Origin of the sequence: Citrobacter sp. 172116965 (assembly GCF_013458095.1) — a bacterium.
Classification (GTDB): Bacteria; Pseudomonadota; Gammaproteobacteria; order Enterobacterales; family Enterobacteriaceae; genus Citrobacter; species Citrobacter braakii.
Genome location: NZ_CP046673.1, coordinates 532,537 through 556,009, shown reverse-complemented (window position 1 = coordinate 556,009; position 23,473 = coordinate 532,537). Strand labels below are relative to the sequence as shown.

Here is a 23,473-nt window from a genome sequence, read left to right as displayed (position 1 = left end):
CTTCCGAGGATCTGGCCTTAACGGTCGGATAAGATATGTTAAACAGTATTTTAGTCATTCTCTGCCTGATCGCCGTGAGTGCGTTTTTCTCGATATCCGAGATCTCGCTTGCTGCATCACGCAAAATAAAACTTAAACTGCTTGCCGATGAAGGCAACGTAAACGCACAACGTGTTTTGAAGATGCAGGAAAACCCCGGCATGTTTTTTACCGTCGTGCAAATTGGCCTTAACGCGGTCGCTATTCTCGGTGGTATTGTCGGTGATGCGGCATTCTCCCCGGCGTTTTACAGCCTTTTCTCGAAGTACTTCACTCCAGAGCTGTCCGAACAGTTAAGCTTTATTCTGTCGTTCTCGCTGGTTACTGGCCTGTTCATCCTGTTCGCGGATTTAACTCCGAAACGCATCGGTATGATTGCGCCAGAAGCTGTGGCTTTGCGTATCATCAACCCGATGCGCTTCTGCCTGCTCGTCTTCCGCCCGCTGGTGTGGTTCTTTAACGGTCTGGCAAATAACATCTTCCGTCTGTTTAAGATCCCGATGGTGCGTAAAGACGACATCACCTCGGACGATATTTACGCCGTGGTCGAAGCGGGTGCGTTGGCAGGGGTTCTGCGTAAGCAGGAACATGAGCTGATTGAAAATGTGTTCGAACTGGAATCCCGTACCGTACCGTCTTCCATGACCTCGCGCGAGAATATTATCTGGTTCGATCTCCACGAAGATGAGCAAAGCCTGAAGAACAAGGTGGCGGAACATCCACACTCCAAATTCCTGGTGTGTAACGAAGATATCGACCACATCATTGGCTATGTCGATTCAAAGGATCTCCTCAACCGCGTACTGGCGAACCAAAGCATGGCGTTGAACAGTGGCGTACAGATCCGCAATACGCTGATTGTGCCGGATACGCTGACGCTCTCTGAAGCGCTGGAAAGCTTCAAAACCGCAGGCGAAGACTTTGCCGTCATCATGAACGAGTACGCGCTGGTGGTGGGGATTATCACGCTCAACGACGTTATGACTACGCTGATGGGCGATTTAGTCGGTCAGGGTCTGGAAGAGCAGATCGTGGCGCGCGATGAAAACTCATGGTTAGTCGATGGCGGTACGCCGATTGATGACGTTATGCGCGTCCTGGATATCGATGAGTTCCCGCAGTCCGGCAACTATGAAACCATCGGCGGCTTTATGATGTTCATGCTGCGTAAAATCCCGAAACGCACCGACTCGGTGAAGTATTCAGGCTACAAATTTGAAGTGGTGGATATCGATAACTACAAGATCGATCAGCTGCTGGTGACGCGTCTGGACAGTAAACCTACCGTACTGGTACCGAAACTGCCGGATGCAAAAGAAGAGGCAAAGGCGTCTTAACGTCCTGCAGAAACATCAACGGCTCCCATCCAGGAGCCGTTTTTTTAACTACCGCATAGCACTTTGATCAAGCCATCTCAGTTTGCAGACGCAAGACCTGACGGTTAACTTCGGACATCACGGAAAAATGCAGTTTGTCCTTCACTTTTGGGATAAGAATCTTACCCTTATCAAATTCAAAAGCGCCTACATCCTTGATATATAACCGTCCACGAAACAGGATCTTCACGTACTTCGCCACCTGCAGCGGGTTGTATCGTTGGAAAATTTTCATTGTTGTCTCCTGCTGAGCATTACGCCTTTGCGGTACCACAATCGGTCCGACAATCCTCAGGCGCAAATTTTAATGCCCTATGACTATAGACTATCTCGCTCATGTTTCCAGCGTGTATAAGTTTATTTACCTTCAGGTTACAAATATTCAGAATTATCTTTTCAACGCTTCGCTGTCTTCAGTATAAGCCTTCATTTTTCGCAGGATTTGTGCGCCCGTCCGCAAACTGGCATCGCGCTTGCGGGAAAAAGCATCAATCGCACATATGATTAAATTCCAGACCCAAGTGGTCGGATCACCTGCAAAATAAAGAAAGAAGGAAAACCTATGACCTTACAAAAACTGCTGGCGCTGTCGTGCCTGCTGCTGCCGATGATTGCCGGTGCGCATTCGTTTGAGACCAACCAGCGCGTACCGCCGGTGGGGATCGCCGATCGCGGCGAACTGATTCTCGATAACGATAAGTTTAGCTACAAAAGCTGGAATAGCGCGCAGCTGCCAGGGAAAGTGCGAATTGTGCAACACATTGCCGGACGCACCTCCGCCAAAGAGAAAAATGCTACGCTGATCGAGGCAATCAAAGCGGCCAGCCTGCCGCACGACAAATACCAGACCACCACGATCGTCAACACCGATGACGCCATTCCTGGCTCCGGTATGTTTGTGCGCAGCAGTCTGGAGAGCAATAAGAAGCTCTACCCGTGGTCACAATTTATTGTCGACAGCAATGGCATTGCGCGTAAAGCCTGGCAACTGGATGAAGAGAGCTCCGCTATCGCCGTACTTGATAAGGACGGACGCGTTCAGTGGGCAAAAGATGGTGCGTTGACGCAGGAAGAGGTGCAGCAGGTTATTGCCCTGCTGCACAAATTACTCAGTAAATAGCGACGCGGAAGCCGGGGTTGAGGAATGATTCACGTGGGGTGTAATCCAGAGATTTCCCCTGCCAGTCGTGAACGTGCGCCCCGGCTGCGGCGGCAACGGCGTGGCCAGCAGCAGTGTCCCATACGTTAGTTGGCCCAAAACGTGGGTACAGCTGTGCCTGCCCTTCCGCCACCAGGCAGAACTTCAGCGATGAGCCAATCGACGTGGTCTGGTGCTCACCCAACTGTTGCAGATACTCTTTTAACTCATTGTCAGCATGCGAGCGGCTAATCACCACCAACGGCGGACGCGCGTCACGAACATGGATTTGTTTGCGCACGCCGCACTCTTCTTTCCACGCTTTACCTTCTGCCGCGCTGTACATCACTTTCATCACCGGCGCGTAAACCACGCCCAGTACCGGCTTTCCTTGCTCGATAAGCGCAATATTGACGGTGAATTCACCGTTACGCTTAATGAACTCTTTGGTACCGTCCAGCGGGTCTACCAGCCAGTAGCGCTGCCAGTGCTGGCGAACATCCCAGCCAGGAGGCGCTTCTTCAGACAGGACCGGAATATCCGGCGTCAGCGCCAGTAATCCTTCGAGGATCACCGTATGCGCGGCGATATCCGCCGCCGTGACCGGAGAATCGTCCTGCTTGCTGGTAATCTCCATCGGTTTGATTCCATCGTAGACCTGCATAATGGCATCGCCCGCATTCCGTGCAAGCTGGCATACATGTTCTAACATTCTCCACCTCGTTTCTGTCGTGGTGTTAACTCGTTGTTTTACTTATACCCGATCGCCAAAGGATCCGCCAACTGTGATAGCGTCTGCGGTTTTAAACGCTATATTCATGTCATGATTCACAGTTCTGTAAGCAAGAAGATTTATATACATTTTCTTTTGTGGCTTAGATCTTAAAAGGATGCCCCTGATGATTAAGTTTAGTGCAACGTTTCTGGCCACGCTGATTGCAGCCAGCGTCAATGCCGCGACCGTCGATCTGCGCATAATGGAAACCACTGATTTACATAGCAATATGATGGATTTCGATTATTACAAAGATACGCCGACTGAAAAATTTGGCCTGGTTCGTACGGCAAGCCTGATCAACGCAGCACGTGGTGAAGTCAAAAACAGCGTGCTGGTTGATAACGGTGATCTGATTCAGGGCAGCCCGCTCGGGGATTATATGGCGGCCAAGGGGCTGAAAGCGGGCGAAACGCATCCGGTATATAAGGCACTGAATACGCTGGATTACGCAGTGGGTAACCTTGGCAACCATGAATTTAACTACGGTCTTGAGTATCTGCACAACGCGCTAGCCGGGGCGAAGTTCCCTTACGTTAACGCCAATATCATCGACGTTAAGACCAAAAAGCCGCTGTTTACTCCTTATCTGATCAAAGAGACTGAGGTTGTCGATCAGGAAGGAAACAAGCAGACGCTGAAAATTGGCTATATCGGTTTTGTGCCGCCGCAGATCATGACCTGGGATAAAGCCAACCTCAGCGGCAAAGTGACGGTGAATGACATTACGGAAACCGCTCGTAAATACGTGCCGGAAATGCGAGCCAAAGGTGCCGATGTCGTGGTGGTGGTTGCTCACTCCGGGCTTTCTGCCGACCCATACCAGGCGATGGCGGAAAACTCCGTTTACTACCTCAGTGAAGTTCCGGGCGTGGATGCCATTATGTTTGGTCACGCTCACGCCGTTTTCCCGGGGAAAGACTTTGCCAACATCAAAGGCGCAGATATCACAACAGGCACGCTCAATGGCGTTCCTGCGGTGATGCCGGGCATGTGGGGCGATCACCTGGGGGTGGTGGATTTAGTGCTGAATAACGACAGCGGTAAATGGCAGGTTACGCAGGGGAAAGCGCAGGCGCGCCCGATTTATGACGCCGCGGCCAAAAAATCACTGGCTGGCGAAGACCAAAAAATCGTTGAGATCCTAAAAGCCGATCACGATGCCACGCGTGAATTTGTCAGCAAGCCAATCGGTAAATCTGCCGACAACATGTACAGCTATCTGGCGCTGGTTCAGGACGACCCGACCGTGCAGGTGGTGAATAACGCGCAGAAAGCCTATGTGGAACATTTTATCCAGGGCGATCCGGACCTGGCAAAACTACCGGTACTTTCCGCCGCTGCGCCGTTTAAAGTCGGTGGACGCAAGAACGATCCGGCCAGCTTTGTCGAAGTCGAAAAAGGTCAGCTTACCTTCCGTAACGCCGCTGATTTGTATCTCTATCCCAATACCCTGGTCGTGGTGAAAGCCAGCGGTAAAGAGGTGAAAGAGTGGCTGGAATGTTCCGCCGGGCAGTTTAATCAGATTGATATCCACAGCAGCAAACCACAGTCGTTAATTAACTGGGATGGCTTCCGTACCTATAACTTCGACGTGATTGACGGCGTGAATTATCAGATTGATGTTTCACAACCCGCTCGCTATGACGGTGAATGCCAGACGATTAACCCGCAAGCGGAGCGTATTAAAAATCTGACCTTTAACGGCAAACCGATCGATCCGAACGCAACCTTCCTCGTCGCGACCAACAACTACCGCGCCTACGGCGGTAAGTTTGCCGGGACCGGCGACAGCCACATCGCGTTTGCATCACCAGATGAAAACCGCTCGGTGCTGGCAGCATGGATAGGTTCCCAGACAAAGAGCGCAGGCGAAATTCATCCGGCGGCAGATAACAACTGGCGTTTGGCGCCGATTCACAGCGAGACACAACTGGATATTCGCTTTGAAACATCACCGTCTGATAAAGCCGCTGCGTTTATCAAAGAGAAAGGCCAGTATCCACTGAAGAAAGTCGCTACCGATGACATCGGCTTCGCCATTTATCAGTTGGATTTGAGTAAGTAAGACCACGCCGGGTGGCGCTGCGCCATCCGGCAAGCCCGACCAGGTCGTTTACGTCGATGCCGGGACGTCTTCGTTCTTAACGGTATGATTTGCCAAAACCTGCGGCAAATTCACCTCTATCCAGTCCGCCAGCGCTGCGACTTTTTCGCTCACCTGCTCACCCAACGGTGTCAGGCTATACTCCACATGCGGCGGTACCACTGGATATGACACCCGATTGATAAACCCGTCCTGTTCTAACGCCTGCAGGGATTGCGCCAGCATTTTTTCACTGACGCCGCCCATCTTACGACGCAAATCGCTGAAACGGTGCGTACCGTCGCGCAGCGCCACCAGAATCAATACACCCCAGCGGCTGGTGACGTGTTTTAACACCTCGCGGGAGGGACACTGCTCGGCAAACAAGTTGCCATCACGTAATTGCTGGGAGAGCGTCAAAGCTGTCATTTTCATACTAACCTTTTTGTACGTACTTACTAAAAGTAAGTTTAGGTGTTAATGTGATTAAACACAAGACCAATACCAAAGGAGTTATCCTATGATCGCGATTACTGGTGCCACTGGCCAACTGGGCCAACACGTTATTGAAACGCTACTGAAAACCGTTCCTGCCAGCCAGATTGTGGCTATTGTGCGTAATCCTGCTAAAGCGACGGCGCTTAGCCAGCAGGGCATTACCGTTCGTCAGGCGGATTACAGTGATGAAGCTGCCTTTACCACGGCCTTACAGGGGATAGACAAGTTACTGCTAATCTCCTCCAGCGAAGTGGGACAACGTGCCCCGCAGCATCGCAACGTGATTAACGCGGCGAAAGCGGCCCACGTGAAATTTATCGCCTACACCAGCCTGCTGCACGCCGATCGCTCCCCGCTGGGGCTGGCTGATGAGCATGTCGCAACCGAGAAGATGCTGGCTGAATCCGGTATCGCGTACGCGCTGCTGCGTAACGGTTGGTACACCGAAAACTATCTCGCCAGCGCACCAGCCGCGCTGGAACACGGCGTGTTTATTGGGGCGGCGGGAGAAGGCAAAATCGCCTCGGCGACCCGTGCCGACTATGCCGCCGCCGCCGCGCGCGTCATCAGTGAAGACGGTCATGCCGGTAAAATCTATGAACTGGCGGGCGACGCAGGCTGGACCCTGAGCCAACTGGCGGCCGAACTGGCAAAACAGAGCGGTAAAAAAGTGGTGTATCAAAACCTGAGCGAAGCTGATTTTGCGGCCGCGCTGAAAGGTGTTGGTCTGCCTGCCGGACTGGCGGACATGCTGGCTGACTCAGACGTTGGTGCCTCTAAAGGTGGCCTCTTCGACGACAGCCATACGCTGAGCAAACTGATTGGTCGTCCAACCACGTCGCTGGCAGACAGCGTCAAAGGCATCGTGTAAGTGTTAAAAATTAGTTAATTGTGGTGGCATCCCCGCGCATCCTCTCTGATAATGACATGATGATGCGTGGGGAGAGAATACGTGCAAGGTGTACCTGAGCAGTTTATTGATGAGAAAGACAGCGCCCGCTTTCGCCATCTGGCACAGGTGCCGGGCGTTGAGCTGTATCATGCGCACATCTCGCGTTACGCCTTTGAACCCCACACCCATGAAGCGTTTGGTATTGGCGCGATAGAAGCCGGAGCCGAACGTTTTCGCTATCGCGGCACGCAGTACGTGGCCCCCGCCCATTCCGTCGTCACCATGAATCCCGATGAGCTACATACCGGCGAAGCGGAAACCGCCGACGGCTGGCGCTATCGGATGATCTATCTTGAGCCCGATCTTCTGGAAGAAGTCACCGGGATCCGCCACTGGTGGTTTCATGACGTAACGCGTCACGATCCGCTACGCTCGCGCCAGATCTGCTCGCTGATCCATGGCCTGTGGAACACTGAGGATCCGCTGGCGCAAAAAGGGTTATTACTCGATCTGATCGACACGTTCCAGCCGCTGGCCCGCCATGCGCCGGTATTACCGGAGGGAGCGCATCGCTTTGAACAGGTACGCGAGTATTTGCACGATAATTATATGCACCCGGTCACGCTCGACGAACTGGCGCGGGTTGCAGCGCTGAGCCCCTGGCATTTTCAGCGCCAGTTTAAATCTCATTTCCACGTCACGCCGCACCAGATGCTGATGGCGATCCGCCTGTGGCGAGCCAAAGGTTTTCTCACTCACGGAATGCCCGCCGCGGAGGTCGCTGCCGCAACCGGCCTCACCGACCAGTCGCATCTCACCCGCGCGTTTACCCATCGCTACGGTATTACACCGGTACGTTATCAGAAACAAGTCGTCCGGCGTTGAACAGCAATCTCATACAATACGGCTGCATTTTTCCTGCCTACACTCGACTTATTGTTAAGCGATGTGGATGTCAAAAATGATTAGCGGCGTGTTGTATGCCCTGCTGGCTGGGCTAATGTGGGGATTAATTTTTGTTGGGCCGCTGATCGTACCGGAATATCCGGCGGTATTGCAGTCGATGGGGCGCTATCTGGCGCTGGGGCTAATAGCATTGCCGATTGCCTGGCTGGGGCGTGTGCGCTTGCGTCAGTTGACGCGCAAAGACTGGGTCACTGCGCTGGCGCTAACGATGATGGGTAATCTGATTTATTACGTTTGCCTGGCAAGCGCCATCCAGCGCACTGGCGCGCCGGTTTCAACGATGATTATTGGTACATTGCCGGTTGTGATCCCGGTCTTCGCTAACCTGCTCTACAGCCAGCGCGACGGCAAATTATCATGGTGGCGTCTGTCGCCTGCGCTGGTGCTGATTGGTATCGGTCTGCTGTGCGTGAATATCTCGGAGCTGAATCAAGGCTTACCCGACTTTAGCGGCTGGCGTTATGGTTCTGGAATCGCGCTGGCGCTGATCTCGGTAGTGTGTTGGGCGTGGTATGCGCTGCGTAATGCCCGCTGGCTGCGCGAGAATCCAGATAAGCACCCGATGATGTGGGCGACGGCCCAGGCACTGGTAACGTTGCCTGTTTCTCTGCTCGGTTATATTGCAGCCTGCCTGTGGCTGAACGGGCAAACGCCGGACTTTGCCCTGCCCTTCGGCCCACGTCCGGGCGTGTTTATCGGCCTGATGACAGCGATTGCGGTATTGTGTTCGTGGGTTGGCGCACTGTGCTGGAACGTCGCCAGCCAAAAATTGCCGACGGTGATCCTCGGCCCGCTGATTGTCTTCGAAACGCTGGCTGGCCTGGTGTACACCTTTATCCTGCGCCAGGAATTTCCGCCGCTGCTGACGGTAAGCGGCATTGCGCTGCTGATTGTTGGGGTGGTGATAGCCGTCAGAGCCAAACCACAGAAACCAAGCGTCGTCGTGGTTCCACAATCATAATGGCCCAGACGGCGCTGCGCTAATCCGACCTACAAGATATTATTTTGTAGGCCGGAGTAGACGTTAAACTTTAAACACCGCTACGGTCTGATTCAGTCGTGCTGCCTGCTCTTCGAGCGCGGCGGCGGCGGAAGCGGACTCCTCCACCAGCGAGGCGTTTTGCTGCGTCACGCGATCCATCTCGGCAACCGCCTGACCTACCTGATCGATACCCCGGCTCTGTTCATCAGAAGCCGAGGCTATCTCGCCCATGATGTCGGTCACACGGGTCACGGCGCTCACAATTTCCGCCATCGTTTCACCCGCTTCATGCACCAGCGCCGTACCGGCATTCACCCGATTCCCCGAGTCATCAATCAGTGCCTTAATCTCTTTCGTCGCCTGAGCGCTACGCTGTGCCAGTGTACGGACCTCGCCAGCGACCACGGCAAACCCGCGCCCCTGCTCGCCCGCACGCGCCGCTTCTACTGCCGCGTTCAGCGCCAGAATATTGGTCTGGAAGGCAATGCCGTCGATAACATTGGTAATTTGCGCGATTTTGCTGGAACTGGTGGCAATTTCATCCATCGTACGCACTACGCCATCAACCACGGTTCCGCCTTTCTGCGCCGTCTGTGAGGCATTTTTTGCCAGACTGGTCGCCTGACGCGCGTTATCCGCGTTCTGCTTCACGGTAGCGGTGAGTTGTTCCATGCTGGCAGCAGTCTCTTCCAGAGAGGCGGCCTGCTGCTCGGTACGTGAAGAGAGATCGTTACTGCCGGCGGCAATTTCACCTGCGCCGGTATAGATGGTGTCAGCCCCGTCACGCACCACGCTGACTGTGTTCGCCAGCGCCTGCTGCATGTCGCGAACGTTGACTGCCAGCAGCGCCATCTCATTGCTGCCATCGGCGTTGATGCTGTGCGTCAAATCACCCGCAGCAATGTGGCGAATATGCCCCATCACTTCGTGGAGAGGCTTGAGCAGCACTCGCTGCATCGCCAGCCAGCTGGCGATAATCACGGTGACGACAATCAGCATCACGGCGGACAGCAGCCAGATTATCTTCTGGTAATCACTCTCATTGTCCTGCACCCCGGCAGTGGCCAGCGCCGTTTGCGCGCTACGCCATTCCCGATAAACTTCCTGCATGGCCGTTTGCTTTTGCTCGGCATTCTGCTTGAACATCTCTTCCAGCTTACCTTCAGCCAACAGCGCGTTCATTTTAGCCAGCGTCGCAGAATAGATGCCGTACTGCTCTTCCAGTCGATCGGCCAGATGTTCATCAAGCCCCGGCGTTTCCGGCAGGGCGTAGTATTTATCGTAATGCTCTTTCGATTCGGCCAACAGGCGATTTGCCGTGTTCACCAGTTCCTTCAACTGACCGCCGTTAATCTCGCTGGCCATCGTTCCCTGTAAACGCAACATGCCCCGGTTGAGCGTGACGCGAGCCTGGTTCAGGCTAATCCACGCATCGGTAAACTCGGCCACGTTCTGGCTGGAAAGCTGAGAGACGTTAAAGTTTTGCTTATCGTTATTGAGCGCGCCAATAAAGACGCCCGCGGAGATGAGCTGCATCGCGCCCAGGGCGAGTAACACGGTGATAAGTAGGGTTATCACTTTGATTCGTTTAAACATCTGTAGCCTTTTATTATGCAGGTATTGTCTGAGGTCTAACTATCGGCAGCGGCGTGCGCTTATTTAATCCTGTCGCGCGGCTTTTTTCGCCATCCCTCTCCTTTCTAATAAGATTCAGCACCTTAACGAAACAAGAAATTTTCGTGACATTCCTCACAAAACACTCCACCCCGAAAGGGTTATATCCTTCGCCATAAGTTGCATTTAAAATACATCTTATATTATTAAGAATGAGGTAACGGCAATGTCTTATCGCGATCAACCTTTAGGTGAACTGGCGCTCTCTATTCCTCGCGCTTCGGCCCTGTTTCGTAAATACGATATGGATTACTGCTGCGGCGGTAAGCAAACGCTGGCACGCGCTGCTGCGCGTAAAGAGCTGGATTTAGACGTTATTGAGGCACAGCTCGCGCAGTTGGCTGAACAGCCGCTGGAGAAAGACTGGCGTACCGTGGCACTGGCTGAAATCATCGATCATATCATCGTGCGTTATCACGACAGACACCGCGAACAGCTGCCGGAACTGATTCTGCAGGCCACGAAAGTTGAACGCGTTCACGCAGATAAACCGAACGTACCACGCGGTCTGGCGAAAAACCTGACCATGCTGCATGAAGAGCTGTCCAGCCATATGATGAAAGAAGAGCAGATCCTGTTCCCGATGATCAAACAGGGCATGGGTAGCCAGGCGATGGGACCAATCAGCGTGATGGAAAGCGAACATGACGATGCCGGTGAACTGGTCGAAGTGATCAAACACATCACCCATAACGTGACGCCGCCGCCAGAAGCCTGCACCACCTGGAAAGCCATGTATAACGGCATTAACGAGATGATCGACGACTTGATGGAACACATCAGTCTGGAAAATAATGTGTTGTTCCCGCGAGCTCTCGCCGGGGAGTAAAGATATCGCCGGATAGCGCTAACGCGTATCCGGCCTACGGAATTCAGGCCCGGTAAGCATCGCGCTACCGGGCACTAAAATTAACGCATACCTGCCATACGTTTCTTACCGATAAACAACCAACCCAGACCCAGCGCGATGAACCACAGCGGCGTCACGATCAGCGCCTGGCGGGTATCATCTTCCAGCGTCAGCAGTACCAGTACGAAGACGAAGAACGCCATACATACCCAGCACATCAGCTTGCCTAGCGGCATCTTGTAGATTGATTTTTCATGCAGGTGCGGACGCTGCTTGCGGTACACCAGGTACGAGCAAAGAATGATGGTCCAGACGAACATGAACAGAATCGCCGACACGGTGGTGATCATGGTGAACGCGCCAATCACGCTCGGGTTCACGTAAAGCATCACCACGCCGCCCAGCAGACAGATACAGGAGAAGGTTAAACCTTTCGCCGGAACTGCGCGTTTAGACAGTTTGGCAAACGCTTTAGGCGCTACGCCTTCCTGTGCCAGGCCGAACAGCATACGGCTGGTAGAGAACACGCCACTATTTGCGGAAGAGGCAGCTGAAGTCAGCACCACAAAGTTGATCAGGCTCGCCGCGGCAGGCAGACCGACCAGCACAAACAGTTCAACGAATGGGCTCTTGGTTGGCACTACCGAGCTCCACGGTGTTACAGACATAATCACGATCAGCGCAAAAACGTAGAACATGATGATACGGATCGGAATCGAGTTAATGGCGCGCGGCAGAGATTTCTCCGGGTCCTTGGTTTCTGCAGCGGTCGTTCCCACCAGCTCAATCCCCACAAACGCGAACACGGCTATCTGGAAGCCAGCAAAGAAGCCGCTCAGACCTTTCGGGAACCAGCCACCGTCATTCCACAGATGCGTGAACGATGCCTGAACGCCGGTTGGCGACTGGAAGTGCGTCAGCACCATCACCAGACCAACGACAATCAGGCCGATGATGGCGACGATTTTGATCATCGCAAACCAGAACTCCATCTCACCGAACATTTTTACAGTGGCAAGGTTGAGGCTCAGCAGCAGCACGATCACCGCCAGTGAGGCGACCCAGTCTGAAAGTTCGGGGAACCAGAATTGCGCATACGCCGTAATGGCGACAACGTCTGCCATCCCGGTAACAACCCAGCAGAACCAGTAAGTCCAGCCGGTAAAATACCCGGCCCATGGCCCGAGCAGATCAGAGGCGAAATCACTAAAAGATTTGTACTCCAGATTCGAGAGCAGCAATTCACCCATTGCACGCATCACGAAAAACAGCATAAAACCGATGATCATATACACAAAGATGATCGACGGTCCGGCGAGGCTGATGGTTTTACCAGAGCCCATAAACAGGCCGGTACCAATAGCACCACCAATGGCAATAAGTTGAATATGACGGTTTGTGAGATTGCGCCGTAGCGACTGTTCAGACGAAGCCTCTTCAGCGGCGTCGACTTTTACCTGATCTACCATGTTTTTTCTTCCTGTACCTGTCTGTGTTGTTCAGGCTCTACGGCCTTTAGTGTGTCTATGATACGACGTTCCTGATTATCAGGACTCATCGATATTAGGTAAGAATTGGCGGGATGAATACTAAGATTTAGATATAATGTTAATTTAATGTTTAAAGTGAGTGTCATATCACTCTGATAGCGCGAATCAGCTCACAAAAATACACGCTAACGAGGCATTTGCAAAATAAAATATCGACAACCACGTAACTATAGCTTTTCACGCTATTTTTTTGTTCCCCCCGGCCTCGGAGGGAACAGAAGTCACTGCTTACAGGATCTCAAGCAGCTCAACGTCGAACACCAGCGTGCTGAACGGAGGAATGGACGCGCCAGCGCCACGCTCGCCGTAAGCCAGTTCCTGAGGAATAGTCAGTTCCCATTTGGAACCTACCGGCATCAGGGTCAGCGCTTCAATCCAGCCTGGGATCACGCCGTTAACCGGGAATTCAGCCGGTTCGCCGCGTGCGACAGAGCTGTCAAACACGGTACCGTCGATCAGTTTACCGGTGTAGTGCACGCGAACGCGGTCAGTACGCGCTGGAATAGCACCTTCGCCCTGAGTCAGAACACGGAACTGCAAACCGGATTCAGTGCTGTTCACACCGTCTTTCTCACGGTTTTCTTCCAGATATTTGACGCCATCAGCCGCCATAGCCTGGAAACGCTCGCGACGTACTGCATCAGCGCGTTCGTGGATTTCACGCAGTGCGCGATGCACAACATCAACCGGCACTGCCGGGTGCTTACCTTCCAGCGCGTCAGCGATACCCGCTACCAGCGCTTCAGGCAACAGTCCTTCCAGTCCGGATTCACTCAGCTGTTGTCCTACCTGCAAACCAATGCCGTAGCTTGCTTGCGCTTCGATAGTGTCAAAAGTCGGGTTAGCCATCATATTTCCTTTCATCGGATGTAAAGTAGCGGGCAGCATATCAGCCATGCCGCATCCGGTAAAACTTTGTCTCGGGAACAGATGACAAATCGCGAGGAAACATAAACAATAGGAATACCCCGCGTTGACGTCACGAAAGCGGGTAATATGACGAACATCATAGCATTAGCCATCTATACTCTATGATCGAGGAACGAGACGCGGAGCAGGAGGAAAGCCATGCCCGGGCGCTTTGAATTAAAACCAACCCTGGCGAAAATCTGGCATGCACCGGACAATTTTCGCATTATGGATCCGCTACCGCCTATGCACCGACGCGGCATTATAATTGCTGCTATCGTGCTGGTGATAGGCTTCCTGCTGCCCTCCAGTGACACCAGCGATGCCCCTGTGGTTACGCGTACTGCCCAGCTGGATTTACAGTCACAGTCGCAGCCGCCGACAGAAGCTCAACTGCAGGCACAGTTGGTCGCCCCGCAAAACGATCCGGGCCAGGTCGCTCCGCTTGCCCCAGAGCCAATCCAGGAAGGAGAACCAGACGCGCAGCCGCAGGCTCAGCAATCTCAGCCGCAGACGCAACCTTTCCAACAGGATAGTGGAATTGAGCAGCAGTGGCGCTCCTATCGCGTAGACTCGGGCAAAACGCTGGCGCAGGTATTCCGTGACCATAACCTCCCGCCAACCGATGTATACGCAATGGCGCAGGTTGAAGGTGCCGGAAAACCGCTGAGCAACCTGAAAGACGGCCAGATGGTACAAATCAGGCAGAATGCCAACGGCGTGGTAACGGGATTAACCATTGATACCGGTAATGGTCAGCAGGTACTGTTTACTCGACAACCTAACGGCAGTTTTATTCGCGCCCGTTAACCGGCACACCTGTAGACCTGATAAACACAGCGCATCAGACATCAAGGTGAAGCGTCAGCGCTTCACCTTGTTCACCCACCAGATCCCGGAACAGACCAGCACCAGCGCCAGCGCATATTTCCATTCGAGAATGTTTTCGCCGAGGAATATCGCCGACAGAACCGCCCCCGAAACCGGGATCAGGAAGTTAAACGGCGCAATCATCCCCACGCGGTTATGCTTGAGCAGAATACTCCACAACGCAAAAGCGACCGAAGAGAGTAACGTCAGGTAGCCCAGAATCGCCACTGAAGACGCGCCGTGTACGGTCAGCGTGCCACCAAAAGCGTAGCCGCCGATAACCAGCGCCAGACCGCCGACACCCAACTGATATCCTGTCATTACCGTCGGGTCTACCGTCTGAGAAATGCGTTTACCGTATAACGTGGCGGCAGAAAGAATAAAGGCCGCCATCACCACTGAACCGTCCCCTAACAGGCTGAAGTTAAAATCCAGTCCGCTGCTAAAGTTCACCACCATTACGCCGGTAAAACCCAGGATACAGCCCAGCACTTTGTTGTAGCTCAGCTTGTCGTTCTGATAGATAAAATGGGCCAGCAGCACGCTGAAGAAGGTGCCGGTCGCGTTCATGATCGACCCTTTGACCCCCGTCGTGAACGCCAGGCCAATATAGAAGAAAATGTATTGCAGCGAGGTTTGCGTCAGTCCCAACAGCGTGAGCTGACCGTACTGACGCGGGCTTAACCGGCCAATCGGTTTACGCTGCGCCACCGCCAGCAATAGCAGCAATAATCCAGCAAACAGGAAGCGATAGCCGGCAAAGACAATTTTTGAAGGAATGTCATCCGTGGCAATCTGGAAGATCTCATATCCGCTTTTGATCGCCGGATAGGCGCTCCCCCACAGCAGACAGCAGAACGCTGCGCTCAGGTAGACAACATTTTTACGCGCAAACAGAGGTTGGTGCGTTGGTTCCATTCCATCACCACTTTGAAATAATGTTTTATTTTTATGATTATCCCGAAAAGGATAAAGAATAGCCAGAGCGAAAAGCGGAGGGAACAGAAAAGCAAAACGCCGACACAAGGCCGGCGCTTTTACGCGGTAATCAGAATAAAAACTTATTCTGCAACTACGTTTACAGTCAGCTTAGCAAACACTTCGCTGTGAACCTGGAAGCTCACTTCGTGCTCACCAGTGGTACGCAGAACGCCGTTCGGCAGACGAACTTCGCTCTTAGCTACTTCAACGCCAGCTGCAGTTACAGCGTCAGCGATGTCGCGAGTACCGATGGAACCGAACAGTTTACCTTCGTCGCCAGCTTTAGACGCGATGGTTACGGTTTCCAGTGCGTTGATTTTCTCAGCACGAGCTTCAGCAGCAGACAGAACGTCAGCCAGTTTAGCTTCCAGCTCAGCGCGACGCGCTTCGAAAAATTCAACGTTTTTCTTGGTAGCAGGAACAGCTTTACCCTGTGGTACCAGGAAGTTACGAGCATAGCCCGCTTTAACGTTAACCTGATCACCCAGGCTACCCAGGTTTGCTACTTTATCAAGCAGAATAACTTGCATTACCTTATCCTCTCAAAGTCGTATTAATGGACCGTGACCGATTACTGATGACGATCAGTGTACGGCAGCAGGGACAGGTAGCGAGCGCGTTTGATAGCGCGAGCCAGCTGACGCTGGTATTTTGCACGGGTACCGGTGATACGGCTTGGGACAATCTTACCGCTTTCGGTGATGTAGTTTTTCAGCGTAGCGATATCTTTATAGTCGATCTCTTGAACGCCTTCCGCGGTGAAACGGCAGAACTTGCGACGACGGAAATAACGTGCCATATGGCTAGTCTCCAGAATCTATCAATTCAATCTGCTCGGCATGCAGAACCATTTTGCTCAGGCCGTTCTTTGCCTTGTGGCAAGAGATGAACCCCTGAACGGTCACTGCGCTACCGACCGTTATACTGTGAGTAATGGCCTGGTTTTCGTGTCCGCTAATAATAACGGGCATTTGGCACCACGCCTGCCGGTGAAACCCGGCTTCCTCCTGCACAGAACGATGCTCAAGCACGAACTGGCAATGAGGAATTCCTGATGGACTGACCTTTCGAAGGGGAGCCCTGCACACGGTGCCGGACAACGCCAGACGGTTGGTCATCAGAAATTACTCTTCAGAATCCCCAGCTTCAGCATCATCTGCGGTTTCGTTAGCGAAATCATCGCGACGTTCACGACGCTCGTCTTTCGCTTTAACCATCGGAGATGCTTCGGTAACAGCGTGTTTAGTACGCATAACCATGCTGCGGATAACGGCATCGTTGAAGCGGAAGGTAGTTTCCAGCTCATCGATCACTTCCTGCGGCGCTTCAACGTTCAGCAGAACGTAGTGAGCTTTGTGCAGTTTGTTGATCGGGTAAGCCAGCTGACGGCGGCCCCAGTCTTCCAGACGGTGGATCGTGCCTTCTGCACCAGTGATGGCAGCAGTGTAGCGTTCGATCATACCCGGAACCTGTTCGCTCTGGTCAGGATGGACCATAAAAACGATTTCGTAATGACGCATCGAATTGCTCCTTACGGATTATTCAGCCTCCTGTCTGGGTCAGCCGAGGCCCGGGGAGGCAAGGAACGTGTTAAAGGTCGGCTGAAAAATTGACGCGTCATAATACTGGCGCCTGCCACTAAACTCAAGGTAATTGTACGATTATTTATCATGTCGCCATTAATACATATCCAGCAGCATTTTGACGCTGATGCAAATGGAGACAATGACAATCATGGGTCGGATAACTTTCTTGCCGCGCGTTAGTACGACCGTCGCGCCAAGACGTGCGCCGAGGGACTGCCCGGCAAACATCACCAGCCCCAGTGACCAGATCATTTTACCGCCAAAAATGAAGAACAAAATCGAGGCGATGTTGGACGCCAGGTTAATAAAATTCGAGTGAATTTGCGCCTTATCGATACTGTATCCCCACAGTAGGATATAGCTGAGGGTATAAAAGGAGCCAGCCCCGGCACCGAGAAAGCCGTCATAAAAACCAATGCATCCCCCGCCAATCAATGAGAAGAGAAACAGGGATACCTGCTGCTTTCTTTTCGGTTCGCTGAGATTTGGCGCAAAAATAAAGTAGATAGCGACCGCGATAATCAGGATCGGGAGCAGTTTCTTCAGCAGCTCCGGTTCAATGAACTGGATAAGCGTCGTTCCCATCGCAGAACCGATAAAGGCAGATAAAAACACATACTTGTGCTCCTGCACGTTGATATGCCCCCGGCGTAAAAAATAAATCCCGGAGGTCAGCGAGCTGCCCAGTGCCTGAATTTTATTGGTTGCCAGCGCATTCGCCGGGGGTAAACCAGAAATTAACAGTGCGCCAATCGAGAGAAAACCACCGCCGCCCGACACCACGTTAATAAAGCCTGCCACCAGCGCGACCATAAACATAATCACAAAGTAGCTGAAATCCATGAATGAAGTATCCATAAGTTTTTGCCTTATTATCATAAAGTTATATTAATTATCCGGCTCACTATAAACGGCGTACTCACCCGATTAAATTGACTATTTGGTAAGTGCTTATGCGCGAAAGACAGGTATTTTTCACCGCAGCGGTACACACCAGCGGCCTGTTAATAAAAGAAAAGATGGCTATGCGGTAATTTTTTGAACAACTGCATCAGAAATGGTCGCTATCGACTGCGCCGGTAACGGTTAAAATTACATCAGAAGCTAATCACTCACAGGAGAGAGGCAACCAGAGACCGCAGTCGAGGAGGTAGATATGCGAGCCCGTGTTTTGACCCTTCTGGCTATGCTTTTGCTTAGTGCAAATGCAACGGCAGCCATCAAAATTGACAATCATCAGGCCAGGAATATGGATGATGTGCAGAGCTTAGGCGTCATTTACATAAATCATAACTTCGCCACTGAAAGTGAAGCCACTCAGGCCCTGAATGAAGAGACCGATGCGCAAGGCGCAACCTACTACCACGTGATCCTCACCAGGGAACCCGGTAGTAACGGAAATATGCACGCCAGTGCAGATATTTACCGCTAGCACCAGAAATAACCAACGAGAACATTGCCGCAGTTTAATTTGCCCCCTTCACAGGGGGCTTTTTTTGCAACAAAGTCCCACAGCCAGATCAATAACATCCCCTGAATGATTGGGCTCCAGGACTTAGTCGTTACTTCTGTCCGTAATAGGCGTTTGGACCGTGCTTACGCATGAAATGCTTATTCATCAGATAACTGTCTATGGGGCTAAGAGCCGGATTAATACCACGCGCAATCCATGCCATTTTTGCCACTTCCTCCATCACCACGGCGTTATGTACCGCATCGTGAGCATCCTTGCCCCAGGCAAACGGGCCATGTTGGTACACCACTACGCCAGGCGTATGCAAAGGTTCCACCTCCCCCAGCGTTTCGACAATCACCTTGCCGGTATTTAGCTCATACTCGCCCTGAACTTCAGCTTCAGTTAACGCCCTGGTGCAGGGAATATCGCCAAAGAAGTAATCCGCATGCGTCGTGCCGAACGAGGGAATTGCCAGACCCGCCTGCGCCCATGCCGTCGCGTGCGTTGAGTGGGTGTGCACCACGCCGCCGAGAGAAGAATAGCGGCGATACAGCTCCAGATGGGTGGCGGTATCAGAAGAAGGACGATAGCGCCCTTCCACTACGTTGCCGGCCAGATCCACAACCACCATGTCATCTACCTGCATCGTTTGGTAGTCGACGCCGCTAGGCTTAATCACCACCAGCCCGCGCTCGCGGTCAATGGCGCTGACGTTCCCCCAGGTGAACGTCACCAGCCCGTAGCGCGGCAAATCCATATTGGACTCAAAAACCTGCTGTTTAAGTTTTTGCATTACACCGCCTCCACCAGACCTGCGCTGGCCATTCGCGCCTTCACCCAGTCGCGCGCCTTCGCGACTTCACGTGCCGGGTCGTCCGACGTTTCACTCTACATCTCAATCAGGTATGGTCCGCAGTACCCACTCTGTTTGAGCGTCGCAAAACAACGTTCGAACTCAACAACCCCTTCACCAAACGGCACATTTTTGAATACACCGGGTTTGGTATCCTTCACGTGTACGGCAACGATATGACCCATCCCAGCCTGCAGCTCCATCTGCACGTCGTTATCCCACGCCGACAAATTACCAATATCGGGATACAACTGGAACCACGGATTGTTGAGATAGTGGGCATAACCCAGTGCCTTGCTGATCGAATTCATCAGCGGATAATCCATGATTTCCATCGCCAGCGTCACCTGCGCGCGGCTCGCCATCTCCACGCTCTCTTTCAGCCCATCGCGAAACCGACGACGCGTTTCGTTATTGGCCTGCTGGTAATAGACGTCGTAACCCGCCAGTTGAATAACGCGAATACCGATATCCTGCGCAAACTGAATGGCTTTACGCATGATCTCCAGCCCCTGTTCGCGCACCGCATCATCTTCACTGCCAAGCGGGAAACGACGATGAGCGCTCAGGCACATGGACGGTACGCGTATCCCTGTCTCGGCGATAGCGGCCACCAGCGCCAGTCGCTGCTCGCGGCGCCAGTCAAGACGCGCCAGGCGATCGTCGGTCTCATCAACAGATATTTCAACAAAATCAAAGCCCAGTTCCTTCGCCAGCCGCAAGCGTTCCAGCCAGCACTCTCCGCCGGGGAGCGCTTTTTCATAGATACCGAGCGGGACCTGTTTCGACAGCATAGTCGCTCCTTATCCCCACAGTTGGGCGATGGAACGTTTGAACTGACGCGCAGCGTCTACCGGAGAGGCGGCATCGCGAATGCTGCGTCCGGCAATAAAGACGTGGATAGGGATCCCCTGGAACAGCGGCAGATCCTCCAGCGCCAGGCCACCGGTGACGGTGACCTTAAAGCCCATATCAGACAAGCGTTTGATGGCGCTGATATCTGCCTCTCCCCACGCCACACCCGCCGCCTGCGCGTCACGGCTGCGGTGATATACCACTTGCCCAATGCCCGCGTCACGCCACTCCTGCGCCTGCTCCCAGGTCCAGTAACCAGTCAGTTCAATCTGCACGTCGCCATTAAATTCTTTCGCCACCTCCAGCGCCCCCCTGGTGGTGTTGATATCCGCGCAGCAGATGACGGTAACCCAGTCAGCGTTGGCTTCGAAACACATGCGCGAGAGGATTTTACCCGCGTCGGCGATTTTGGCATCCGCCAGCACAATTTTATGCGGATAAAGCGCCTTCAGATCGCGTACGGCGCGCACCCCCTCTGCCACGCAAAGAATCGTGCCCACCTCAATGATATCGACCTCTTCGGCAATCAGACGCGTCGTTTCATAGGCGGAAGACATTGATTGGTTATCCAGCGCAACCTGCAACATAGGTAATGACATTTTGGTATCCTTTTAAACAGCCGCCGCAGTGGCGTTATCAATTAAATCCAGCACTTCCTGCGCGGTACGGCAGGCACGTAAACGGTCGAAATTGGCTTCGTCGTCAAAGAGATTCACGATCTGCATGATGCCGACTTCCTGATGTGTGTTGGCGTCTACTGCCGCCATGGTGATCAGGATATCGACCGGGTCGTTATCTTCGTGGTTAAACACCAGCGGTGTTTTCAGCGTCACCAGCGCAAAACCGGTTTTCTTAACCCCTTCCTCCGGACGGCCGTGCGGCATCGCCAGGCCGGGCGCAATCACGAAATACGGGCCGAACTGTTCGACTCCGTCGAGGATGGCCTGGTAGTAGCGTGGTTCAACCACATCAGCCTTAACCAGCAGATCCACGCTCAGCTTTACCGCTTCCTGCCAGGAGCTGGCCTCGGCCTGTAAAAGGATGGTGTTATTGTCTGCCAGCGAATCACGTAATTTCATAGGCCGCCTCCTTACTTCACGTCCTGAGGGAAATGCGCGTTGATCACTTCCAGCAGTTTTGGTCCAAAATCGGCGGGAGACAGCATGTTGCGTACGCCAACAACATATTTATTGCCCGATACGGTAATCTCACCGGCGATATGGGTAGAAGCGATGATGATATCCGCGCCGCTCAGTTCACTTTTGTATTCACCTACTGCGCAACTGTTTACCGTATGGTCAATATTTGACTGGGTTAAAAACTGATCCACCTTCATCTTCATGATCATGGAACTCCCCTGCCCATTGCCACATACAGCCAAAATACGTACGGTCATAATCGGAACTCCTTATTAAGCAGAGTGTTCTGCCAGTTGTTTTTCTGCGTCTTCCTCAGCGCGCAAGGTGCGTCCTGCGAAAAACATATAAGCCAGTGCAATCAGAATAATGACGGCCATAAACACGATGCCGATGGAGGCAAAGCCCTGCATCATCGGCGGCGCCAGAATTGACCAGTCCGCCATGCCCATCCAGGCGCTCATCCCGGTGAGCTTCACCGCCCAGACGCAGCCGAAGATTTCGATCATCCCCATCACCAGGCAAATCTTGAGCGCCGCGCGCCAGCCGCCAAAGTGGTTAGCAAACACGCCGATAGTCGCGTTCGAGAAGAACATCGGAATAAAGCCAGGGATAATCAGAATAGAAGAGCCGCAACCCACCAGGATGCCCACCGCAATCAGTTGGCCGATGGTGCCCCACATAAAGCCCCAGACCACCGCGTTGGGCGCAAAGCTATAAATCGCCGCGCAGTCGATAGCCAGCACTGCACCCGGGATCAGACGTTGAGAGATACCGTTGAACGCTTCTGAAAGCTCAGCAACGAACATACGAACGCCCTGAGTGATGATGAAAATAGCGACGGCAAACGAAAAACCGGTCTGCAGGATATAGACCGTCCAGTGGGTTTTACCCGCCATCGCCTGAACCACATCAATACCGAAAGAGAGCAGGATCGCGCCGAAGAAGAGGGTCATAACAATCGCGGTAGAAACGATGTTGTCATGGAAGATATTCAGCCAGCCCGGCAGCTTCAGATCTTCAACACTCTCCTCTTTCTTACCCAGATAAGGCGCGACTTTGTAGGCAATCCATGAAGCGAACTGCTGCTGGTGACCGATGGAGAAACCGCAGCCGTCGGTCACTTCCTGCGTCGGCTTGTACATCATATTGGAGGTAATGCCCCAGTAGAGGGACACCAGCACCGCGGTGCAGATGATGGTGGTCCACATCGGGTAACCGAAGATGTAGAGAGAGACGGCAATCAGGCCCGCCTGCTGGAACATTATGTGGCCGGTCAGCATGATGGTGCGAATGCCGGTAATACGCCGTAGCAGTACGTAACAAATATTCAGCGCCAGCGCCAACAGCACAGCATAACCCACCCAACTATAGGCATCGCCCATACGTTCGATGGTTGCCATCATGGAGGCATAGGTATCGGAAATCGCACCATTGATACCGTAAACTTCGGACATCTTCGCCACCACCGGTTTAAACGTGCTGGTCAGAATGCCCGATCCCGCTTGCAGCAACATAAAACCGATAATCGTTTTGATCGTGCCTTTGATAATAACGCTGACGCTTTTACGCAGCAGGATGTAACCAAGACAGGTCACAATACCCAACAGCAAGGGCGCGTTGGTCATAACCTGATTAAAAAAGACGGTAAAGATGTTGTAGAGGATCTCCATAACGATCTCCAGTAGACGAAGTTGCTGAACATTCATTACAGATGCCCAGGATGTTGTGCCCTCACTCTAATTTTCAAAAGTAATCACAACAAGATTGAATTTGATTAAATGTGATGCAGTACGCAAATAATTCACACACTTGTAGAGTGGCTTTACTTCTAATTCATCGACGACAAAATAAACTCTATTAAAACAATAAAATACAAATCCAACATTCAAGTAAACCATCCTGTCACGCTGTGACTTGATCACATTCCCCGCTGAAAACCAAAAATCAACGCATTGCCTTCTTGAAAAAATGATGTCAATATCAATCAAAACAAATCAT

At 52.7% G+C, this 23,473-nt stretch carries 26 protein-coding genes and 1 pseudogene; 9 read left to right on the top strand and 18 right to left on the bottom strand.

Annotated elements, in window-relative coordinates; genetic code table 11:
- Positions 1–35 precede the first annotated feature (35 nt).
- Entirely contained in the window at positions 36–1,376 is a 1,341-nt protein-coding gene (locus GPJ68_RS02750) for a hemolysin family protein (protein ID WP_003830418.1), read from the top strand.
- A gap of 67 nt (positions 1,377–1,443) precedes the next feature.
- Here GPJ68_RS02750 and GPJ68_RS02745 read toward each other — a convergent pair whose 3' ends face one another.
- Positions 1,444–1,650, bottom strand: a complete 207-nt coding sequence (locus GPJ68_RS02745; protein WP_003025710.1) for a DUF1107 domain-containing protein — start codon at positions 1,648–1,650, stop codon at positions 1,444–1,446.
- Positions 1,651–1,977: 327 nt separating this feature from the next.
- On the opposite strand from GPJ68_RS02745, the gene GPJ68_RS02740 reads away from it, so the two are divergent.
- Complete coding sequence (locus tag GPJ68_RS02740; protein WP_016155526.1) at positions 1,978–2,535, top strand: YtfJ family protein; 558 nt, start codon at positions 1,978–1,980, stop codon at positions 2,533–2,535.
- On the opposite strand, the gene cysQ is transcribed toward GPJ68_RS02740, so the two are convergent.
- The gene (cysQ, locus tag GPJ68_RS02735; RefSeq protein ID WP_016151445.1) at positions 2,525–3,265 is read right to left on the bottom strand and encodes a 3'(2'),5'-bisphosphate nucleotidase CysQ; all 741 of its coding nucleotides are present in this window, start codon (positions 3,263–3,265) and stop codon (positions 2,525–2,527) included. The genes GPJ68_RS02740 and cysQ overlap by 11 nt on opposite strands.
- Before the next feature lie 187 nt (positions 3,266–3,452).
- Here cysQ and cpdB point away from each other — a divergent pair, with 187 nt between their 5' ends.
- Positions 3,453–5,396 (top strand): 2',3'-cyclic-nucleotide 2'-phosphodiesterase, encoded by a 1,944-nt coding sequence (gene cpdB, locus GPJ68_RS02730; protein ID WP_016155525.1) that lies wholly within the window; start codon positions 3,453–3,455, stop codon positions 5,394–5,396.
- 48 nt (positions 5,397–5,444) lie between these two features.
- Here the strand turns inward: cpdB and GPJ68_RS02725 are convergent, their stop codons facing one another.
- Complete coding sequence (locus GPJ68_RS02725) at positions 5,445–5,849, bottom strand: helix-turn-helix domain-containing protein (RefSeq protein ID WP_047358571.1); 405 nt, start codon at positions 5,847–5,849, stop codon at positions 5,445–5,447.
- A gap of 85 nt (positions 5,850–5,934) precedes the next feature.
- On the opposite strand from GPJ68_RS02725, the gene GPJ68_RS02720 reads away from it, so the two are divergent.
- The 3 genes from GPJ68_RS02720 to GPJ68_RS02710 all read left to right on the top strand — a co-directional run bounded on the left by GPJ68_RS02720 (position 5,935) and on the right by GPJ68_RS02710 (position 8,731).
- Positions 5,935–6,783, top strand: coding sequence for an SDR family oxidoreductase (locus GPJ68_RS02720; protein WP_046275833.1), 849 nt, complete (start codon positions 5,935–5,937; stop codon positions 6,781–6,783).
- Positions 6,784–6,864: 81 nt separating this feature from the next.
- Positions 6,865–7,689, top strand: a complete 825-nt coding sequence (locus GPJ68_RS02715) for an AraC family transcriptional regulator (RefSeq protein WP_172860618.1) — start codon at positions 6,865–6,867, stop codon at positions 7,687–7,689.
- A gap of 76 nt (positions 7,690–7,765) precedes the next feature.
- Positions 7,766–8,731, top strand: a complete 966-nt coding sequence (locus GPJ68_RS02710; RefSeq protein WP_104651662.1) for a DMT family transporter — start codon at positions 7,766–7,768, stop codon at positions 8,729–8,731.
- Positions 8,732–8,794: 63 nt separating this feature from the next.
- Here the strand turns inward: GPJ68_RS02710 and GPJ68_RS02705 are convergent, their stop codons facing one another.
- Positions 8,795–10,348, bottom strand: coding sequence for a methyl-accepting chemotaxis protein (locus tag GPJ68_RS02705; protein WP_180837103.1), 1,554 nt, complete (start codon positions 10,346–10,348; stop codon positions 8,795–8,797).
- A gap of 244 nt (positions 10,349–10,592) precedes the next feature.
- Between GPJ68_RS02705 and ytfE the strand changes: the two genes are divergently transcribed.
- Positions 10,593–11,255, top strand: a complete 663-nt coding sequence (ytfE, locus tag GPJ68_RS02700; RefSeq protein WP_003025690.1) for an iron-sulfur cluster repair protein YtfE — start codon at positions 10,593–10,595, stop codon at positions 11,253–11,255.
- Between the two features lie 80 nt (positions 11,256–11,335).
- On the opposite strand, the gene cycA is transcribed toward ytfE, so the two are convergent.
- Positions 11,336–12,745, bottom strand: coding sequence for a D-serine/D-alanine/glycine transporter (gene cycA, locus GPJ68_RS02695; protein WP_016151437.1), 1,410 nt, complete (start codon positions 12,743–12,745; stop codon positions 11,336–11,338).
- A gap of 309 nt (positions 12,746–13,054) precedes the next feature.
- Positions 13,055–13,675, bottom strand: coding sequence for an FKBP-type peptidyl-prolyl cis-trans isomerase (gene fklB / locus GPJ68_RS02690; RefSeq protein WP_029139741.1), 621 nt, complete (start codon positions 13,673–13,675; stop codon positions 13,055–13,057).
- A gap of 219 nt (positions 13,676–13,894) precedes the next feature.
- On the opposite strand from fklB, the gene GPJ68_RS02685 reads away from it, so the two are divergent.
- Complete coding sequence (locus tag GPJ68_RS02685; RefSeq protein WP_016151435.1) at positions 13,895–14,545, top strand: LysM-like peptidoglycan-binding domain-containing protein; 651 nt, start codon at positions 13,895–13,897, stop codon at positions 14,543–14,545.
- A 54-nt stretch (positions 14,546–14,599) separates the two neighbouring features.
- Here the strand turns inward: GPJ68_RS02685 and GPJ68_RS02680 are convergent, their stop codons facing one another.
- The 6 genes from GPJ68_RS02680 to GPJ68_RS02655 all read right to left on the bottom strand — a co-directional run bounded on the left by GPJ68_RS02680 (position 14,600) and on the right by GPJ68_RS02655 (position 18,030).
- Positions 14,600–15,523, bottom strand: a complete 924-nt coding sequence (locus GPJ68_RS02680; RefSeq protein ID WP_016151434.1) for a DMT family transporter — start codon at positions 15,521–15,523, stop codon at positions 14,600–14,602.
- 143 nt (positions 15,524–15,666) lie between these two features.
- Complete coding sequence (gene rplI, locus GPJ68_RS02675; protein WP_003025676.1) at positions 15,667–16,116, bottom strand: 50S ribosomal protein L9; 450 nt, start codon at positions 16,114–16,116, stop codon at positions 15,667–15,669.
- 41 nt (positions 16,117–16,157) lie between these two features.
- On the bottom strand, positions 16,158–16,385 hold the full coding sequence (gene rpsR / locus GPJ68_RS02670) for a 30S ribosomal protein S18 (RefSeq protein WP_000135199.1): 228 nt from the start codon (positions 16,383–16,385) through the stop codon (positions 16,158–16,160).
- 4 nt (positions 16,386–16,389) lie between these two features.
- The gene (gene priB / locus GPJ68_RS02665) at positions 16,390–16,704 is read right to left on the bottom strand and encodes a primosomal replication protein N (RefSeq protein ID WP_003025674.1); all 315 of its coding nucleotides are present in this window, start codon (positions 16,702–16,704) and stop codon (positions 16,390–16,392) included.
- 6 nt (positions 16,705–16,710) lie between these two features.
- Complete coding sequence (rpsF, locus tag GPJ68_RS02660; protein WP_016151433.1) at positions 16,711–17,106, bottom strand: 30S ribosomal protein S6; 396 nt, start codon at positions 17,104–17,106, stop codon at positions 16,711–16,713.
- A gap of 159 nt (positions 17,107–17,265) precedes the next feature.
- Positions 17,266–18,030: a TSUP family transporter gene (locus GPJ68_RS02655; protein WP_016151432.1), complete on the bottom strand. Its 765-nt coding sequence runs from the start codon at positions 18,028–18,030 to the stop codon at positions 17,266–17,268.
- A gap of 298 nt (positions 18,031–18,328) precedes the next feature.
- On the opposite strand from GPJ68_RS02655, the gene yjfY reads away from it, so the two are divergent.
- Positions 18,329–18,604, top strand: a complete 276-nt coding sequence (gene yjfY / locus GPJ68_RS02650) for a DUF1471 family protein YjfY (RefSeq protein ID WP_016155520.1) — start codon at positions 18,329–18,331, stop codon at positions 18,602–18,604.
- A 130-nt stretch (positions 18,605–18,734) separates the two neighbouring features.
- Here yjfY and GPJ68_RS02645 read toward each other — a convergent pair whose 3' ends face one another.
- The 6 genes and pseudogenes from GPJ68_RS02645 to ulaA all read right to left on the bottom strand — a co-directional run bounded on the left by GPJ68_RS02645 (position 18,735) and on the right by ulaA (position 23,145).
- Complete coding sequence (locus GPJ68_RS02645) at positions 18,735–19,421, bottom strand: L-ribulose-5-phosphate 4-epimerase (RefSeq protein WP_172860617.1); 687 nt, start codon at positions 19,419–19,421, stop codon at positions 18,735–18,737.
- Positions 19,421–20,275 (bottom strand): annotated as a pseudogene (locus tag GPJ68_RS02640) (L-ribulose-5-phosphate 3-epimerase). The gene GPJ68_RS02645 and the pseudogene GPJ68_RS02640 overlap by 1 nt, the downstream one beginning before the upstream one ends.
- Positions 20,276–20,284: 9 nt before the next feature.
- A complete protein-coding gene (gene ulaD / locus GPJ68_RS02635) occupies positions 20,285–20,935 on the bottom strand; it encodes a 3-keto-L-gulonate-6-phosphate decarboxylase UlaD (RefSeq protein ID WP_046275837.1) in 651 nt (216 codons plus the stop codon).
- A gap of 12 nt (positions 20,936–20,947) precedes the next feature.
- A complete protein-coding gene (gene ulaC / locus GPJ68_RS02630; protein WP_016155516.1) occupies positions 20,948–21,415 on the bottom strand; it encodes a PTS ascorbate transporter subunit IIA in 468 nt (155 codons plus the stop codon).
- 11 nt (positions 21,416–21,426) lie between these two features.
- Positions 21,427–21,732, bottom strand: coding sequence for a PTS ascorbate transporter subunit IIB (ulaB, locus tag GPJ68_RS02625; RefSeq protein ID WP_016151426.1), 306 nt, complete (start codon positions 21,730–21,732; stop codon positions 21,427–21,429).
- A gap of 15 nt (positions 21,733–21,747) precedes the next feature.
- Positions 21,748–23,145 (bottom strand): PTS ascorbate transporter subunit IIC, encoded by a 1,398-nt coding sequence (gene ulaA, locus GPJ68_RS02620; protein ID WP_016155515.1) that lies wholly within the window; start codon positions 23,143–23,145, stop codon positions 21,748–21,750.
- Positions 23,146–23,473 lie beyond the last annotated feature (328 nt).